General features: G+C 73.0%; 17 protein-coding genes. 9 read left to right on the forward strand and 8 right to left on the reverse strand.

The features are described 5' to 3' along the window. Nucleotides 1-30 precede the first annotated feature (30 nt). Nucleotides 31-1,122: an alpha/beta fold hydrolase gene (locus ACIRGB_RS21770; RefSeq protein WP_403867452.1), complete on the reverse strand. Its 1,092-nt coding sequence runs from the start codon at nt 1,120-1,122 to the stop codon at nt 31-33. A gap of 88 nt (nt 1,123-1,210) precedes the next feature. Between ACIRGB_RS21770 and ACIRGB_RS21775 the strand changes: the two genes are divergently transcribed. Together ACIRGB_RS21775 and ACIRGB_RS21780 are read left to right on the forward strand one after the other, a co-directional pair. Beyond that, nucleotides 1,211-1,423 (forward strand): MbtH family protein, encoded by a 213-nt coding sequence (locus tag ACIRGB_RS21775; RefSeq protein ID WP_052841344.1) that lies wholly within the window; start codon nt 1,211-1,213, stop codon nt 1,421-1,423. A 140-nt stretch (nt 1,424-1,563) separates the two neighbouring features. Next, the gene (locus ACIRGB_RS21780) at nt 1,564-2,280 is read left to right on the forward strand and encodes a DinB family protein (protein ID WP_403867455.1); all 717 of its coding nucleotides are present in this window, start codon (nt 1,564-1,566) and stop codon (nt 2,278-2,280) included. 10 nt (nt 2,281-2,290) lie between these two features. Here ACIRGB_RS21780 and ACIRGB_RS21785 read toward each other — a convergent pair whose 3' ends face one another. After that, the gene (locus ACIRGB_RS21785) at nt 2,291-2,806 is read right to left on the reverse strand and encodes a MarR family winged helix-turn-helix transcriptional regulator (RefSeq protein ID WP_403867458.1); all 516 of its coding nucleotides are present in this window, start codon (nt 2,804-2,806) and stop codon (nt 2,291-2,293) included. 175 nt (nt 2,807-2,981) lie between these two features. Here ACIRGB_RS21785 and ACIRGB_RS21790 point away from each other — a divergent pair, with 175 nt between their 5' ends. Beyond that, nucleotides 2,982-4,205 (forward strand): FAD-dependent monooxygenase, encoded by a 1,224-nt coding sequence (locus ACIRGB_RS21790; protein ID WP_403867461.1) that lies wholly within the window; start codon nt 2,982-2,984, stop codon nt 4,203-4,205. 67 nt (nt 4,206-4,272) lie between these two features. Here ACIRGB_RS21790 and ACIRGB_RS21795 read toward each other — a convergent pair whose 3' ends face one another. Continuing rightward, nucleotides 4,273-4,890 carry a TetR/AcrR family transcriptional regulator gene (locus tag ACIRGB_RS21795; RefSeq protein WP_403867464.1) on the reverse strand — a complete coding sequence of 206 codons (618 nt, stop codon included), beginning with the start codon at nt 4,888-4,890 and terminating at the stop codon, nt 4,273-4,275. A gap of 144 nt (nt 4,891-5,034) precedes the next feature. Here ACIRGB_RS21795 and ACIRGB_RS21800 point away from each other — a divergent pair, with 144 nt between their 5' ends. After that, nucleotides 5,035-6,201, forward strand: a complete 1,167-nt coding sequence (locus tag ACIRGB_RS21800; RefSeq protein ID WP_403867467.1) for an FAD-dependent oxidoreductase — start codon at nt 5,035-5,037, stop codon at nt 6,199-6,201. A 28-nt stretch (nt 6,202-6,229) separates the two neighbouring features. After that, nucleotides 6,230-6,562, forward strand: coding sequence for a hypothetical protein (locus ACIRGB_RS21805; protein WP_403867470.1), 333 nt, complete (start codon nt 6,230-6,232; stop codon nt 6,560-6,562). Here ACIRGB_RS21805 and ACIRGB_RS21810 read toward each other — a convergent pair. From ACIRGB_RS21810 to ACIRGB_RS21820, 3 genes are all read right to left on the reverse strand, one after another. Then, nucleotides 6,559-7,299, reverse strand: coding sequence for a chitinase (locus ACIRGB_RS21810; protein ID WP_403867473.1), 741 nt, complete (start codon nt 7,297-7,299; stop codon nt 6,559-6,561). The two genes, ACIRGB_RS21805 and ACIRGB_RS21810, sit on opposite strands and share 4 nt — an antisense overlap. Nucleotides 7,300-7,420: 121 nt before the next feature. After that, nucleotides 7,421-7,939 carry a lytic polysaccharide monooxygenase auxiliary activity family 9 protein gene (locus tag ACIRGB_RS21815; protein ID WP_403867476.1) on the reverse strand — a complete coding sequence of 173 codons (519 nt, stop codon included), beginning with the start codon at nt 7,937-7,939 and terminating at the stop codon, nt 7,421-7,423. Between the two features lie 236 nt (nt 7,940-8,175). Next, nucleotides 8,176-9,132, reverse strand: a complete 957-nt coding sequence (locus ACIRGB_RS21820) for an alpha/beta hydrolase family protein (protein WP_403867479.1) — start codon at nt 9,130-9,132, stop codon at nt 8,176-8,178. A 140-nt stretch (nt 9,133-9,272) separates the two neighbouring features. On the opposite strand from ACIRGB_RS21820, the gene ACIRGB_RS21825 reads away from it, so the two are divergent. The 3 genes from ACIRGB_RS21825 (at nt 9,273) to ACIRGB_RS21835 (ending at nt 11,825) form a co-directional block, all read left to right on the forward strand. Beyond that, a complete protein-coding gene (locus ACIRGB_RS21825) occupies nt 9,273-9,650 on the forward strand; it encodes a MerR family transcriptional regulator (protein ID WP_403867482.1) in 378 nt (125 codons plus the stop codon). A 64-nt stretch (nt 9,651-9,714) separates the two neighbouring features. Further along, nucleotides 9,715-10,554, forward strand: a complete 840-nt coding sequence (locus ACIRGB_RS21830) for an inositol monophosphatase family protein (RefSeq protein WP_403867485.1) — start codon at nt 9,715-9,717, stop codon at nt 10,552-10,554. 137 nt (nt 10,555-10,691) lie between these two features. After that, nucleotides 10,692-11,825, forward strand: coding sequence for a ferritin-like protein (locus tag ACIRGB_RS21835; protein WP_403867488.1), 1,134 nt, complete (start codon nt 10,692-10,694; stop codon nt 11,823-11,825). Nucleotides 11,826-11,907: 82 nt separating this feature from the next. Here the strand turns inward: ACIRGB_RS21835 and ACIRGB_RS21840 are convergent, their stop codons facing one another. Both ACIRGB_RS21840 and aztA read right to left on the reverse strand, forming a co-directional pair. Beyond that, nucleotides 11,908-12,300 carry a VOC family protein gene (locus ACIRGB_RS21840; RefSeq protein WP_403867491.1) on the reverse strand — a complete coding sequence of 131 codons (393 nt, stop codon included), beginning with the start codon at nt 12,298-12,300 and terminating at the stop codon, nt 11,908-11,910. Between the two features lie 86 nt (nt 12,301-12,386). Continuing rightward, on the reverse strand, nt 12,387-13,145 hold the full coding sequence (gene aztA, locus ACIRGB_RS21845; protein ID WP_403867494.1) for a zinc ABC transporter ATP-binding protein AztA: 759 nt from the start codon (nt 13,143-13,145) through the stop codon (nt 12,387-12,389). A gap of 15 nt (nt 13,146-13,160) precedes the next feature. On the opposite strand from aztA, the gene aztB reads away from it, so the two are divergent. Beyond that, nucleotides 13,161-14,012 (forward strand): zinc ABC transporter permease AztB, encoded by an 852-nt coding sequence (gene aztB / locus ACIRGB_RS21850; protein ID WP_403867497.1) that lies wholly within the window; start codon nt 13,161-13,163, stop codon nt 14,010-14,012. The last annotated feature ends 7 nt before the right edge of the window (nt 14,013-14,019 follow it).

Raw genomic sequence — 14,019 nt, forward strand, 5'->3', positions numbered from 1 at the left:
GGTGGCCCGGTGGGCCGGGCGCGGTGACCCCTACCCGAGGGCCCAGGCCACGTCCCGGAGCAGGGCGTGCCGCCAGCCCGCGCGGTCGTGGCCGGAGGCCGACCTGGAGACCCGCACGGTCGCACCGGCCTGTTCGGTGAGGGTCTCCACCAGGGCGCAGTGGGGGAGCATCCGCGTCTCGTGCTCGCCCACGTCGAACGCGATCCGCAGCCCGGACAGGTCGGGACGCGCGCGCAGGCGTGCCGCGAGGGTGCCGCCGACCGGGCCGCCCAACGGGTCCGCCAGATCCTCGGCGCCGGGCGTCCACCACAGCGACGCCGACTGACAGGCGACACGCGACACCAACTCCGGGAACTCCAGCGCCGCGTACAGCGCGCTCAGCCCGCCGAGGCTCTGCCCCGCGACCACCGTCCGGCCGGGGTCGGCGGGTACCCCGCTCTGGGCCACCAGGGGCAGCAACTCGTCCCGCACCGCCTCCCACAGCGCGGGCCGGCACCCGAACTCGGCCCCGCGGTCCTTGGCGGGCAGGAACACCAGGGTGACCGGAGGCATCTCACCGCTCGCGACGGCCGAGTCGAAGGCGGCCGTCGCCGGGTGCAGGTACAGCCAGTCGTCCCCGTCCAGCAGCAGCACCAACGGCCCGCCCCCGCCCACCGGATGGACCCGCACGGTGCGCCGCCCGCCGAGCCGCTCGCTGGTCCAGCGCAGCCGGGTGCGGGGCAGCGGCAGGACATCGCAGGCGCCGACCGGGGGCCAGTGCGGCTGGGCCGGGGCGTCCGGGGTGGCGGCGATGGACCGGTCGCCGCCCGCGCCCGCCGGGTTGCACGGGTCGGCGTACGCCGCGTCGCCCACCAGGAACTGGTAGGTCACCCGCAGCCGCGCCGGCATCCGCACCTCGGCGTACCAGCAGTCCGTGTCGTCCCACCGGCGCAGCGGCACCGGGGCCGACCAGCTCTCGAAGACGACGCTCGCCGGCTGCACCCCGCGCCACAGGAACAGGGTCGTCCACCCGTCACCGTCGGGTACCGCCACGGGCGTTGTCACGGCGGCCCAGAAGGCGTCGGTGCCGGGCGCGCCGGGCAGCCCGAACGCGGCGAAGGGGTCCGGCCCCGACGGCGTCATGAACGTCTCCTTGTGGAGCGGAAATCCAGAAGGCTAAGCTCATCGCGCATTAGGCGAGCCTAACCTAATTCAGTGGGAGGTAGCGCGGATGAGCACCAACCCCTTCGACGACCCCGACGGCCGTTTCCTCGTCCTGGTGAACGACGAGGGCCAGCACTCGCTCTGGCCGTCCTTCGCCGCGGTGCCCGGCGGATGGACGACCGTCTTCGAGGAGAACACCCGGGACGCCTGCCTGGCCTACGTCGAGGCCAACTGGACCGACCTGCGCCCGCGTTCCCTGGCCGGGTCCGCGGACGCCTGAGGCCGGACCGCGGCACGCGTCGCCGTGCGGGCGGGAAATCGGTCGCGCCCACGGGACGTGAGTCGTTAGCCTCGGCCTCCGCCGGAGCGCCGCGTGGCGCGGGGCACGGGGTACCGCGGAAACCGTGGAAGGGGCCGGGCATGGAGATCGAGGGCGCGCGAACGGATCGGTTGGGCGTGCTGCTCGACCAGTTCGACCAGGCCAGGGAGATGGCCCAGGTGCGGCTGGCGGGACTCGGCGACGAGGAGTACCTGTGGGAGCCCGTGGCCGGCTGCTGGTCGATCCGGCGGCGGGGCGAGGCGGTGACACCCAGGGCGTACGGGCCGGGCGAGTGGGTGCTCGACAAGGGCGCCCCCGACATCCCGGCGAGCGAGTACGCGGAGGTGGCCCGGCAGGCCGCGAGCGGCATGCCGGTCGCCAAGATCGCCGACGACTGGAGCGTGAGCGTCGAGCGCGTCGAGCAGGTCCTCGCCCACACCGGCACGCCGGAGCCCGACGCGACGCCGGTGACCACCATCGCCTGGCGGCTGGCGCACCTGCACTCCTGCTTCGCGGGCCAGTGGGAGTGGACCTTCGGTGAACGACGCCGGGACCCGCGGCTGCTGGTCGACTTCACCCCCTCCGCCGCCCTGGAACTCGAACGGTTCTGGGCGGTGATCGACCGCTGGCGCGAGGACGTCGCCCACGTCACCGAGGAGCAGCTCGACACCGTCGGCTTCTCCCAGTACCCGTACGGCTCCGACCCCGACGACCCCTACATCGGCGTCGTGGCCGGGGACAACCTCGAGTTCATCCACCACATGTCCGAGATCGCCCTCCTGCGCGACCTGTGGCGGGCCCGCTCCACCGCCGGGTAGGTCCCTCTGCTCACTCCTCCGCGTCGAACCGCGCCAGACGCGCCGTCACGTCGTCGGCGAGGCGGGTGAGGAGGCGGGTGAGGTCCTCGCGGTCCTGTTGCGGCCAGTCGGCGAGCGCCTCGGCGAACCAGCCGAGCACGGACGTCACATACCGGTTGGCGGCCTCCATGCCCGCCCCGGTCGGCTCGATGAGACTCGCGCGGCGGTCGTGGGGGTCGGCGACCCGGTGGACCAGACCGCGCTTCTCCAGCGCCTGCACCTGGCGGGTGACGTGCGGACCCACGACCTGCATCCGGTCGGCGATCTCGCCGATCCGCAGCGGCTGGTCGACCGTACGGAGGGTCACCAGCACGCCCATGGCGGGACGGTCGAGGGCGAGCCCGGCCGCCTCGGCGGCGCGTTCCGTGAGCCGGCCCTTGTTGAAGGCCGCGCTGAGCTGGGTGATCCGCGGCAGCACGGCGAGCAGGTCGGAGTGCGGGTCGTCCGAGGCGGCCGGCCCGGCGGGTTCGGCGGGTTCGGGGGTCATGGGGGTCTCCATTTGCATACCTGACTTAGGTATCTATATCGTGGGGAGTGGCCGGTGTCTGGGAGGGTGCCGTATGGCCTCCATGAAGATACCTAAGGTACGTATGTTTTCCGTCTCTGTGACAGCACGTGCCTCCGTCTTCCCGGGATCCGTCCCGGGGAAAGGGTGAGAAGCCATGAACCACGCGTCCCGTCCCGCTCGTCGCGTACTGATCTCCGGAGCAAGTATCGCGGGCCCCGCGCTCGCGCACTGCCTCGACCGGTACGGCTTCGAGGTGACCGTCGTCGAGAAGGCCGCCGCCGTCCGTGGGGGCGGATACGCGATCGACGTGCGCGGCACGGCCCGCGAGGCCGTGGACCGCATGGGCCTGCTGCCGGCGCTGAGCAAGGCGCACGTCGACAGCCAGCGGATCACCTTCGTGGACGCGGCGGGGGAGACGGTCGGCTCGCTGCAGCCCGAGCAACTGACCGGGGGAGAGGCGGGGGTCGACCTCGAGGTCCGGCGCGGTGATCTGGCCGACGTGCTCTCCACCCCGCTGCGGGACCGGGTCGAGTTCCTCTTCAACGACTCGATCGCGACGCTCGACGACGCCGGGGACGCCGTGCACGTCGTCTTCGACAGCGGTGTGCGCCGCACCTTCGACCTGGTGGTCGGCGCGGACGGACTGCACTCGAACACGCGCAGGCTGGTCTTCGGCCCGGAGGAGCCGTTCCACCGCTATCTCGGCCACGTCTTCGCGGGCTTCACGCTGCCGAACGAGTTCGGGCTCGCGCACGAGGCCGTCATCTGGAACGAACCGGGACGCAGCGCCGTCCTCTACGCCCACGAGCCCTCCGACCGGCTGCACGGCTTCCTCACCTTCACCCGCGACACCCCGCCCTTCGAGGCCTTCCGCGACCCCCGGGCCCAGCGGGACCTGGTCGCGGCGCGCTTCCCCGAACAGGTCTGGCACCTGCCGCGCCTGGTCGAGGGCATGCGGGAGGCGGACGACCTCTTCTTCGACATCGTGAGCCAGATCCACATGCCTACGTGGTCCCACGGGCGTGTCGTCCTGGCGGGCGACGCCGCGCACGCCACGTCGTTCATCTCCGGCCAGGGGTCGAGCGTCGCGCTCGTCGGCGCGTACGTCCTGGCCGGCGAACTGGCGACGCACGCGGACCACGCCGAGGCGTTCGCGGCCTACGAGCGCCGCGTCCGTCCCTTCGCGGAGCGCAACCAGGCGCTGGCCACCAGCGGCGGCTCGGCGGTGACCCCGGCGACGTGGCAGGAGATCGAGGCCCGCAACGCCCTGCTGCGCGACCCGGAGGCGGCGGCGAGGTCGATGGTGACCGCGAGCGCGCAGGAGGGCCGCGCGGCCCACTCGGCCCTGAAGCTGCCCGACTACCCGCGGGCCGCCTGAGCGGACGCCGGACCGCCCGGCACGCCGGACCACCCGGCCACCGGGCTGGGCGGTCGCCGGGGCCGGTTCAGTCCGGCGCGTCGCCCGCCGTCGCGTCCGGCGGGCCGGTCTGCGAGTGCCAGCCGTGCAGGAGCAGGTCGAACACCGTCTCCACGGTCGCGCGGGGATCGGGCCGTCCCGCGGTCAGGGCGGGGACCTCCAGGACGAACCGGGCCAGTGCCGCGCACGCCGGATCGTCCGGCTCCCGGCCGAGTTCCTCCGCGATCACGGCGCTCAGTGTGTCGGCGTGTCGCATCCACATGCGCTCCCCGTACTCGCGGAGCGCGGGCGTGTCGCTGACCAGAGCGGTGAAGCTCGCCCGGCGCGGATCGGTCACGATCGGCACCCAGGTCTCCAGGGCGTGCGCGCGGAGCGCCTCGACCACTCCCTGCCCCCGGGGCCGCTCGCGGACGGCGGCGGCCAGCGCGGCGTCGACGTCCTGCTCACGGTCGAAGACCAGCGCCTCCTTGCTCGGGAAGTGCGCGAAGAGGGTCGTCGTCGAGACATCGGCCCGTTCGGCGACATCGCGGACGCTGACCCGGTCGAACCCGTGCTCCAGGAAGAGTTCGAGCGCGGCGTCGGCGATGGCCTGCCTGGTCGCGGCCTTCTTTCGCTCGCGACGGCCTGGAGTCGGGGAGTCGGGCATGGCTCCACTCTAACGCACCACTGGAACGACACAGAAACCAGATCGAGGGAGAAATCTGACCGACTAAGAAACTGGAACAGTTGCACTTTCTCACTCGTTTCTGCTTTGGTGGTTCCACGGGGCCCATCGACAGAAGGAACCACCATGAACTCTCCGACTCCCGCGACCGCGCGGATCAGCATCATCGGCGCGGGCCCGGGCGGGCTCACCTGCGCCCGCGTCCTGCGGCAGCACGGCATCGCGGCGACGGTGTACGACCGCGATCCGGACGCCGCCTCCCGGGACCAGGGAGGCTCGCTCGACCTGCACGAGGAGGACGGCCAGCTCGCGCTCCGCGAAGCGGGCCTGCTGGAGGAGTTCTTCGCGCTCGCCCGGTGCGAGAGCCAGGAAGAGCGCCGCTTCGACAGCGCGGGGCGCCTCCTCGCCCACCGGCTGCCGGACGCGGGCGAGACGGCCCGCCCGGAGATCGACCGCGGTCAGCTCCGGGACCTCCTGCTGCGCTCGCTCGACGCCGGGACGGTGCGGTGGGGACACGGCCTGGAAGCGGTGGGCGGGCCGGCCGACGGGCCGCGGACTCTGACGTTCACCGACGGGAGCACCGTGGAGACGGACCTGGTGATCGGAGCGGACGGCGCCTTCTCCCGCGTCCGGGCGGCGGTGTCCGACGCCGTACCGCGCTACACCGGCGTCGGCTTCCTCGAAGCGTGGTTCGACGCGATGGAATCCGCGCATCCGGAGCTGTCCGAACTGGTCGGCCGGGGCAGCGCCCACGTGGCCGACGGCGAGCGCGGCCTCTTCGCGCAGCGCAACAGCGGTGGACACATGCGCGTCTACATCATGCGCCGGGTCGCCCTGGACTGGATGGCGGCGAGCGGCCTGCGTCCGCAGGACACCGACGGCATCCGCGCCCGGCTCCTCGCCGAGTACGCGGGCTGGTCACCGTGGATACTCCGCCTGATCACCGAGAACGACGGCGCCTACGTCGACCGCCCGCTCTTCGCCCTGCCGGTGCCGCACACCTGGCGGCACACGCCCGGCGTGACCCTCCTGGGAGACGCCGCGCACCTGATGCCCCCGCTCGGCGTCGGCGTCAACCTCGCCATGCTCGACGGCGCCGAACTCGCCCTCGCCCTCGCCGGCTCCGCCACCGTCGACGACGCGGTGCGCACCTACGAGAAGACGATGCTCCCGCGCTCGGCCGAGATCGCCGGGATGCTCGAAGGCGGTGCGGGGTTCCTGCTGGAGGAGCCGGACGCCGAGGACCTCGCACGGCTCGGCGCGCCCGGAGCGGGCCACGGGCCGGGGGAGTGACGCGTGCCCGGCCGCTAGGCTCGTGCCCATGGCTGCGCTTCTGCCGTACGTGCTCCTCGCCGGTGGCCTCGCCGCGGTCCTCGGCTTCCTCACCTGGCTGGCGTCGCGCGTACGCCGCCGGGGCACGGCGGGCGGCGCGATGGGCGCGGCCCTGGCCTCCTACGAGGAGGCGTTCCGTGCCACGGCGTACGCGTCCCACGTCGAGAGCCGGGCCGAGGCGGATCGCAGGTCCCCGCTCCTGTCGCCCGACGACGACTGGCGACGCCGCCCGGGACGCCGGTTCGGCCGCCGGCGCGGCCCCCTCGCGACCGGGCGGCCCGGTGGGCACGAGGGGGCGGACGGCCCGGGCTCGGCCCGCTAGCAGCTCAGGTTGGCGCCGGGCTCGACACCGAGGAGCTGGGTGAAGCGCTCGTAGTTGTCGATCCGGCTCTGGACCTGCGCGGGATTGCGCCCGTCGCACTCCAGGCTGCCGTTGATGGACCGGATGGTCTCCCCGAACCCGGCGCCGTTGACCATGGCGTCGTGCGGGGTCATGGTGCCGGGCCCGGACTGGGTGTTCCAGTACCACAGGCCCGTCTTCCAGGCCACGGCCGAGTCGTTCTGGACCAGGTCGGGTTGGTTGAGCAGGTCGATGCCGAGGGCGTCCCCGGCGGCCTTGTAGTTGAAGTTCCAACTCAGCTGGACGGGCCCGCGCCCGTAGTACTTGTCCGTGCCGGCCGGACAGCCGTACGGCTGGGAGGCGTCGCAGTAGTGCGGGTAGTTGGCGGTGTTCTGCTCCACGACGTACACCAGTCCGCCGGTTTCGTGGCTGACGTTGGCGAGGTAGGCGGCTGCCTCCTGCTTCTTCACCGTGTCGCTGCCGGTGTTCGAGAACCCGGGGTAGGCGCTGAGCGCGGCGGTGAGGCCGCTGTAGGTGTAGAAGGAGTTCCGGTTCGGGAACATCTGGTTGAACTGGGCTTCGCTGACCACGAATTCGGCGGCGGCCCGGGTGCCGGGCTGCTCGGGCTTCTGGGCGACGGCCGACGGCGCCGTGGTCAGGGTGCACAGGGCGGCGGCCGCACCGGTGGCGGCCAGCAGTGCGAGCTTGCGGTGCTGCACGATAAGGCTCCTGCTCGATGTGGGGGGGAGGGAGGGAGGGCGGCGCGGGGAGGGGGAGGGGGGAGCGGCGCGTGCACCCGGGAGGGGGCACGGCCGCTCCAGGACCGCTCCACCCGGCCCGTCAGCCGCCGACGTTGACGTCGATGCAGGCGTAGAACGCGTTGGACGTGTCGGCGACGTTCCACACGGCCAGGACCTTCTGCTGTCCGGTGAGCCCGCCGAAGTCGACCTGGTGGTTCACCACCGCGCCCGGCTTCGCGCCGCCGTCGTCGAACAGCGCGATCCGCTGACCGCCGACGTAGTACTCCCAGGTACTGGTGGCGTGCTGCGCGGTGAGCCGCCACGAGAACGTCGTGGTCTTCGACACCGGGGTGACCTTCCAGCCCTTGCCGTCGTCGTCCAGCTCCGCGAAGCGGCTGTTGCCGCCGCTGCAACTGGTCAGGCCCTTGGGGCCCTCGACGCTCTGCGGCTCGTACGTGATGTCACCGCAGTCCACCGTGCCCGCGGCGCACTGGGCCTGACGGCTGGGCGGGTCGGAGATGTAACCGTGCGCGCTCGCCGAGGAGGCGGGCAGGCTCACGGCCACGACAGGGGCGAGGGCCGCGCCGATCAGGGCAGCGGTCTTCCGACGTGCGTGCATGGGAACTCCTTCACATCCGGCCGTCCCCCGGGCAAGCGCGGCCGTGTGTGGGGGGACCGCGCGCACGCCGAGTACGGCCTCTCGTGGGTGGGGCCAGGAGGCGCGAAGGTGACGCGCACTCACCGTCCCCACCGGGGCGTGGGACCCCGGCAGGGCTCAACTCCGCAAACGGAGCGGCGAGTTCTGTTGGCCTAGACCATACAAGCGGCCGACATGACCGTGTCAATACTGCGTCGTCAGTCGGCCGCCCTCTTGGACTCGAGCCGTCCGAGGGGATCGGTGTCCCCGGACAGGTCCCTCTGGGTCCTTGTCCAGGCGGTGCTGTCGATGCCGAGGGTGTGGCGGAGGTAGGCGAGGGTGACGCGCTGGACCAGGGCGACGTGGGCGGGGTTCTCGTCGGTGGTCTCGGCCGCCCCGTAGCCGGAGATGCCGCCGAGGAAGTGTTCCGCCCCGAAGAGCGTCAGCAGGCTCTTCTCGCCGGGGCTCAGGACGTACGGGTCGGCCGTCCAGTCCGCGCCGCGGACGGTGAACGGGAGGTCGTCCTTGTCACCCGCGACCACGAGGGCGGGGGCGGTCATGTGCGTGAAGTCGGGGTGCCGCAGCCAGGGGAGGTGCTCGGCGGCGAACGGCGTCAGGGCGTCGCCGCCGGCGCCGGCCGTGGCGAGCAGCACGCCTGCCTTGACCCGGGGGTCGGAGAGGTCCGCCGCCCGGCCGGTGGCGGGGTCGCGGACGCGCAGGCCCAGCAGGATGCCCGCCGTCTGGCCGCCGAAGGAGTGGCCGGCCGCCGCGACGCGGGTTCGGTCCAGCCGTCCGGCGAGGCCGGGGACGGACGCCTCCAGCACGTCCAGGTCGTCGAGGACCCGCTTCATGTCCTCGACGCGCGAGCGCCACAGGCCCGGCCTGCGTGGGTCGTCCTCGGGCAGGTCCAGGGTCCTGGAGTCGAGATGGGTGGGCTGGATCACCACGAAGCCGTGGGCGGCCCAGTGGTCGGCGAGCGGGCCGTAGCCGTCCAGCGACGAGCCGAAGCCGTGCGCGAACAGGACGACGGGCAGGCCGTGCCCGGTCACCGGCGCGGACACGCGCACGTGCAGGTCGGCGCCGCGCCCGGGTGCGGGCAGCACGACGGGTTTGACCGAGACGACCGGTGGGGTGGTGGCGACGACGCCGGCCGTCGCGCTGACGGGTGCACTCATGACGAGGCCCTTCTTTCTGCTGGCCGCAGGGGGTGGGGGAGAAGGCCCGGGACTGGGTGGGGCCCTCGGGAGTTACGCTAAAACCTGACGTTGACGTGAGGGGCAAGTCGTACGGCCCGGAACGGGAGAGGAGGCGCGGGATGCGCATCGGGGAGCTCGCCGCCAGAACGGGTGTCAGCGTGCGGGCGCTGCGCTACTACGAGGAACAGGAACTGCTTGTCGCGGAGCGCAGCCGCAGCGGCCAGCGGCACTACCCCGAGAGCGCGGTCGGCCACGTCCGGCTGATCCAGCAGCTCTTCTCCGCGGGCCTGTCGAGCAGGACCATCGTGGAACTCATGCCGTACACGGCCGACGGCAGGGCCACGCCGGAACTGCTGGACCGCCTGTCCACGGAACGGGACCGTGTCGAGGGCCGGATCACCGAACTGGTCGGTACCCGGGACCGACTCGACTCCGTCATCACCGGCGTCACGAGCAACCTCCGCACCGGTCGGCCCTGCGGCGCCGGGACCCCCTGACGCCGGCCGGCGGCGGCGTCGTCGGCCCCGAGGCCCGCGTACGTCGGCCGTTACGCTGCACCCCGTGATCAACTCTCCTGTGCGTCCTGACGACACCGAAGTCGCGATCGCCGCCGCCCTGGCCGGCGCGCAGACCGTGCGAGCCCGGTACGGACAGCGGCTGACCCGATTCGACAAGGGCGGCGGGGACTTCGCCACCGACGCCGACGTGGCGGCCGAGGCGGCGATCCTCGACGTCATCCGTGGCGTCCGGCCCCGGGACGCGATATGGGGCGAGGAGGGCGGCCGGCAGGGAGCGGCCGACGGAGTACGCCAATGGTTGGTCGACCCCCTGTGCGGCACCCTCAACTACGCCGCCGGCACCATGCAGGTGGCCGTCAACGTGGCGCTGCGCGACGGCCCGGCGGCGGTGGCCGACCCGTTCGGCGGCGAGGTCTTCTTCACCGACGGCACGAGCGCCCGGGTCCGGCGCGACGGCCACGACGCTCCGCTGGCGCCCACCGCGGCCACCGGGCTGACCGACGTCAATCTGGACCCGCCCTTCCCGAGCGCGCCCGCTTTCCGGGCGGTCGACCTGCTCGCCCACCCCGGGTTCGGGCAGCGCCTGCGGCCGCGGGTGGTGTCCACGACGCTGGCGCTGGCCTGGGTCGCGGCGGGGAAACGCGCCGCCTACGTCACCGACGGCATCGGCCTGACCGAGAGCGTGCACTTCGCCGCGGGCATCGCGCTGTGCCGGGCCGCGGGCTGCGTCGTCACCGGAGTCGACGGCGCCCCGGTCGGTCCCGCGGGCCGCGGTCTGGTGGCGGCGGCCGACGCCGAGACCCACGGGTTGCTGTTGTCGCTGATCGGCGAACGCCACTCGGCGCCCGCCCCGGCGGTCCCCGGCCCGCACCCTCGCGGGTAGGGCCGACCGGGGTAGAGGATGCCCCGCTCGGTGCCGCCCGCCCGGGAAACGGCCTCGTCGCTGCTAGTTTCGCCAGCCGTCGGAGGAATCCGGACGTCTCGGTCGGAGACGGGCGTCGGCTCGGAGAGGGAGTACGGGTGAGTGGTGTGCGCGAGGAATCGTCGGGGACGGGTGGCCGCTTCGGGCGACGGACCTTCGTGGCGTCGGCCGTTCTGACGGCGGCCGGCCCCGTCTCGGCCGCCGCCCCCGCCCGGGCGGCCGGGCGGAGGGAGGGCACCGTGTCCGGCTGCCGGTCCGTGGCCCGGCTGCTCGCCGTCCCCGAGGAGGGCCGCGGTGTCGACTGGCTGCGGGAGGCCCTTCAGGTCGCCGTCGCACTCGAACTCGCCACGATCCCGCCCTACCTGTGCGGATGGTGGTCCGTGGGGGACCGCCAGAGCCACGTCGCACGGCTGATCCGGCGCATCATCGGCGACGAGATGTACCACATGGGCGTCGTCTGCAACCTGCTGGTGGCCGTGGGCGGCCGGCCGCGGATCACGGACGCCGCCCTCGCCTACCCCGGCCCCCTCCCCGGCGGGGTGCGCGACGGGGTGAACGTCTACCTCTCGGGCCTCACCAGGCCCTTCGTGCACGACGTGATGATGGCGATCGAAGCCCCGGAGGAACCCCTCGCCCGCGGCCTGAACACCTCGCCCAGCATCGGCCACTTCTACGACGACCTGCTGCGCGCCTTCCGGTCCACGGCGCCCACGCTCTCGGCCCGTGGACAGCTGTCCCAGCACATCGGCTCCGACGTGTTGGAACCCGTCACCGACCTCGACGGCGTCGAGCGGGCGATCGAGATCATCAAGGAGCAGGGCGAGGGCACCACCAGCTCCCCCGAGGACGCCTTCGGCGACGACTACCCGGCCCACTACTACGCCTTCGGCGAGATCTACCACGGTCGGCAACTGCGCCAGGAGGACGACGGCTGGCGGTTCACCGGCGCCCCCGTGCCCTTCCCCGACGCACGCCCCATGGCCCGGGTCCCGGCCGGTGGCTGGCCCGACCCGCCGCGGCGGGTGGCGGGCCTCCTCGACCGGTTCGACACCGCCTACGCCAAGGTGCTGAGCACCCTGGAGGCGGCCTGGGCCCACGGCGACGCGCGCACCCTGGGCTCGGCCGTGCGGACGATGCGCGGGCTGGAGGCTCCCGCGCTGGAGCTGATGGAGACCGGCATCCCGGGCGCCCGGGGCACCTACGGACCCCAGTTCCGCCCGCCCCGCGGGTGACGTCCGCGGGACGACGGCCGCGCGGTCCCGATCGCGCCCGGAGGCGTGCCGTCCCGGAGGTGACCGACCTCCCGGAGCGACGCTAGCGGACCTGCATGATCTGGATCAGGTTGCCGCAGGTGTCGTCGAGGACCGCCGTGGTGACCGTGCCCGTCTCCAGGGGTTCCTGGATGAAGCGCACGCCGAGTCCGCGCAGCCTGTCGTACTCCGCGCGTACGTCGTCCACGGTGAAGGACGCGGCCGGGATGCCGTCCTCGGCCAGCGCCGTCCGGTAGGGGCGCACCGCGGGATGCGCGGAGGGCTCCAGCAGCAGCTCGGTCCCGTCGGGGGCCTCGGGCGAGACCACGGTCAGCCACCGGTCCCCGCCCGCTCCCACCGGCACGTCGTGCTTCTTCAGGAAGCCCAGCGTCTCGGTGTAGAAGCGCAGGGCATGCGCCTGATCGTCGACGAAGACGCTGGTAAGGCTGATCTTCATGGGGTCATCTCCGGTGCGTGGGTGCCGGGCCGTCGGGTCGAGAGGTGCTCGGGCGGGCCGAAACCCTCCGGGACACCACCTGCCTATCAAGGGCCCGCAGGTCCGGCAACGGCCCAGACCTGCGCCAGGGCCGAGTCGGTGAGGACGCGGCCGGGGTGGCCGTGTCCCGCGAGGGTGCCCTCGCGCAGCAGCAGACAGGCCTCGGCGGAGCGTGCGGCCTCCAGATCGTGCGTGGCGTGGACGACCGTCACGCCGTCGGACACCAGCTCCGCCAGGAGCGCGGTGATGCGCTCCCGGGCCTCCGGGTCGAGGCCGGTGGTCGGTTCGTCCAGGAGGAGCAGGTCGGCCTGCTGGGCGAGTCCCTGCGCGATGAGGACGCGCTGGCGCTGACCGCCCGACAACTCCCCGAGCTGACGCGGGGCGAGGTCGGCGACGCCGAGCCGGCCGAGCGCCGAGTCCACGACCAGCCGGTCCCGGCGGTTCAGCCGGCGCCACGGCCCGCGCTCACCCCACCGCCCCATCTCCACGGCCTGCCGGACGGTCAGGGGCAGGGCGTCCGCGACGGCGCCACGCTGCGGCACATAGGCGGGTGGCCGCTCGCCGTCCCGGTGGAGGTCTCCCGATGTCGGGCGGATCACACCGGCCAGCACACCGAGGAGCGTGGACTTGCCGCTCCCGTTCGGGCCGACGAGCGCCGTGACGGCCAACGCCGGTATCTCGCACGTGAGTTGCCTCAACACCGGTCGTCCCGGATAGCCGGCGCACAGCCCGGTCAGACGGGCGTGCGACGGCCGCCCCGGGGCGGCGGAAGGCGAAGGACGGGATTTATTGAACATGATTTTCATTGTAGTGTCCCCCGCATGGATTGGTTGACGGCCCCGTTCGACGTGACGTTTGTGCAAAGAGCCCTGTGGGGCGGCATCCTGGTGTCCGCCATCTGCGCACTGGCCGGCACCTGGGTCGTGCTCAGGGGGATGGCCTTCCTCGGTGACGCCATGTCCCACGGGCTGCTGCCCGGGGTCGCGCTGGCGGCGCTGCTGGGCGGCAACCTGCTGCTGGGAGCGGTGGCGAGCGCGGCCGTCATGGCGGCCGGCGTCACCGTTCTCGGCCGTACGCCGCGGCTCTCCCAGGACACCGGCATAGGGCTGCTCTTCGTCGGCATGCTCTCGCTCGGCGTGATCATCGTGTCGCGGTCGCAGTCTTTCGCCGTGGACCTGACCGGCATCCTTTTCGGGGACGTCCTCGCCGTCCGCGAAAAGGATCTGCTCCTGCTGGGCGCCGCACTGCTGGTGGCCCTGCTCGTCTCCGTGCTCGGCCACCGGGCCTTCCTCGCCCTCGCGTTCGACCCGCGCAAGGCCCACACCCTCGGCCTGCGCCCCCGGCTCGCGCACGCGGTGCTCCTTGCCCTGCTGGGCCTTGCGATCGTGGCCTCCTTCCACATCGTCGGGACCCTGCTCGTCCTCGGCCTGCTCATCGCCCCGCCGGCCGCGGCCCTGCCCTGGGCGCGCGGCGTGCGCGGCGTCATGGTCCTCGCGGCACTCCTCGGCGTCACCGCCACGTACGCCGGGCTTCTCCTGTCCTGGCATCTGAGCACCGCCGCCGGTGCGACCGTCTCGGCCGTGGCGGTCGCCCTCTTCTTCCTCTCCCACGCGGCGTCCGGCCTGCGGCACCTGCGTGCCCGCCCCGCCGCCCCCGTCCCGACAGTCGACTGAAGGAAAT

Origin of the sequence: Streptomyces sp. NPDC102490 (assembly GCF_044765285.1) — a bacterium.
Taxonomy (GTDB): Bacteria; Actinomycetota; Actinomycetes; order Streptomycetales; family Streptomycetaceae; genus Streptomyces.

Bases quoted from the DNA above. Each gene is read 5' to 3' on its own strand.
- ACIRGB_RS21770 (WP_403867452.1), bottom strand. From the start codon at position 1,122: ATGACGCCGTCGGGGCCGGACCCCTTCGCCGCGTTCGGGCTGCCCGGC.
- ACIRGB_RS21775 (WP_052841344.1), top strand. From the start codon at position 1,211: ATGAGCACCAACCCCTTCGACGACCCCGACGGCCGTTTCCTCGTCCTG.
- ACIRGB_RS21780 (WP_403867455.1), top strand. From the start codon at position 1,564: ATGGAGATCGAGGGCGCGCGAACGGATCGGTTGGGCGTGCTGCTCGAC.
- ACIRGB_RS21785 (WP_403867458.1), bottom strand. From the start codon at position 2,806: ATGACCCCCGAACCCGCCGAACCCGCCGGGCCGGCCGCCTCGGACGAC.
- ACIRGB_RS21790 (WP_403867461.1), top strand. From the start codon at position 2,982: ATGAACCACGCGTCCCGTCCCGCTCGTCGCGTACTGATCTCCGGAGCA.
- ACIRGB_RS21795 (WP_403867464.1), bottom strand. From the start codon at position 4,890: ATGCCCGACTCCCCGACTCCAGGCCGTCGCGAGCGAAAGAAGGCCGCG.
- ACIRGB_RS21800 (WP_403867467.1), top strand. From the start codon at position 5,035: ATGAACTCTCCGACTCCCGCGACCGCGCGGATCAGCATCATCGGCGCG.
- ACIRGB_RS21805 (WP_403867470.1), top strand. From the start codon at position 6,230: ATGGCTGCGCTTCTGCCGTACGTGCTCCTCGCCGGTGGCCTCGCCGCG.
- ACIRGB_RS21815 (WP_403867476.1), bottom strand. From the start codon at position 7,939: ATGCACGCACGTCGGAAGACCGCTGCCCTGATCGGCGCGGCCCTCGCC.
- ACIRGB_RS21820 (WP_403867479.1), bottom strand. From the start codon at position 9,132: ATGAGTGCACCCGTCAGCGCGACGGCCGGCGTCGTCGCCACCACCCCA.
- ACIRGB_RS21825 (WP_403867482.1), top strand. From the start codon at position 9,273: ATGCGCATCGGGGAGCTCGCCGCCAGAACGGGTGTCAGCGTGCGGGCG.
- ACIRGB_RS21840 (WP_403867491.1), bottom strand. From the start codon at position 12,300: ATGAAGATCAGCCTTACCAGCGTCTTCGTCGACGATCAGGCGCATGCC.
- aztA (WP_403867494.1), bottom strand. From the start codon at position 13,145: ATGAAAATCATGTTCAATAAATCCCGTCCTTCGCCTTCCGCCGCCCCG.
- aztB (WP_403867497.1), top strand. From the start codon at position 13,161: ATGGATTGGTTGACGGCCCCGTTCGACGTGACGTTTGTGCAAAGAGCC.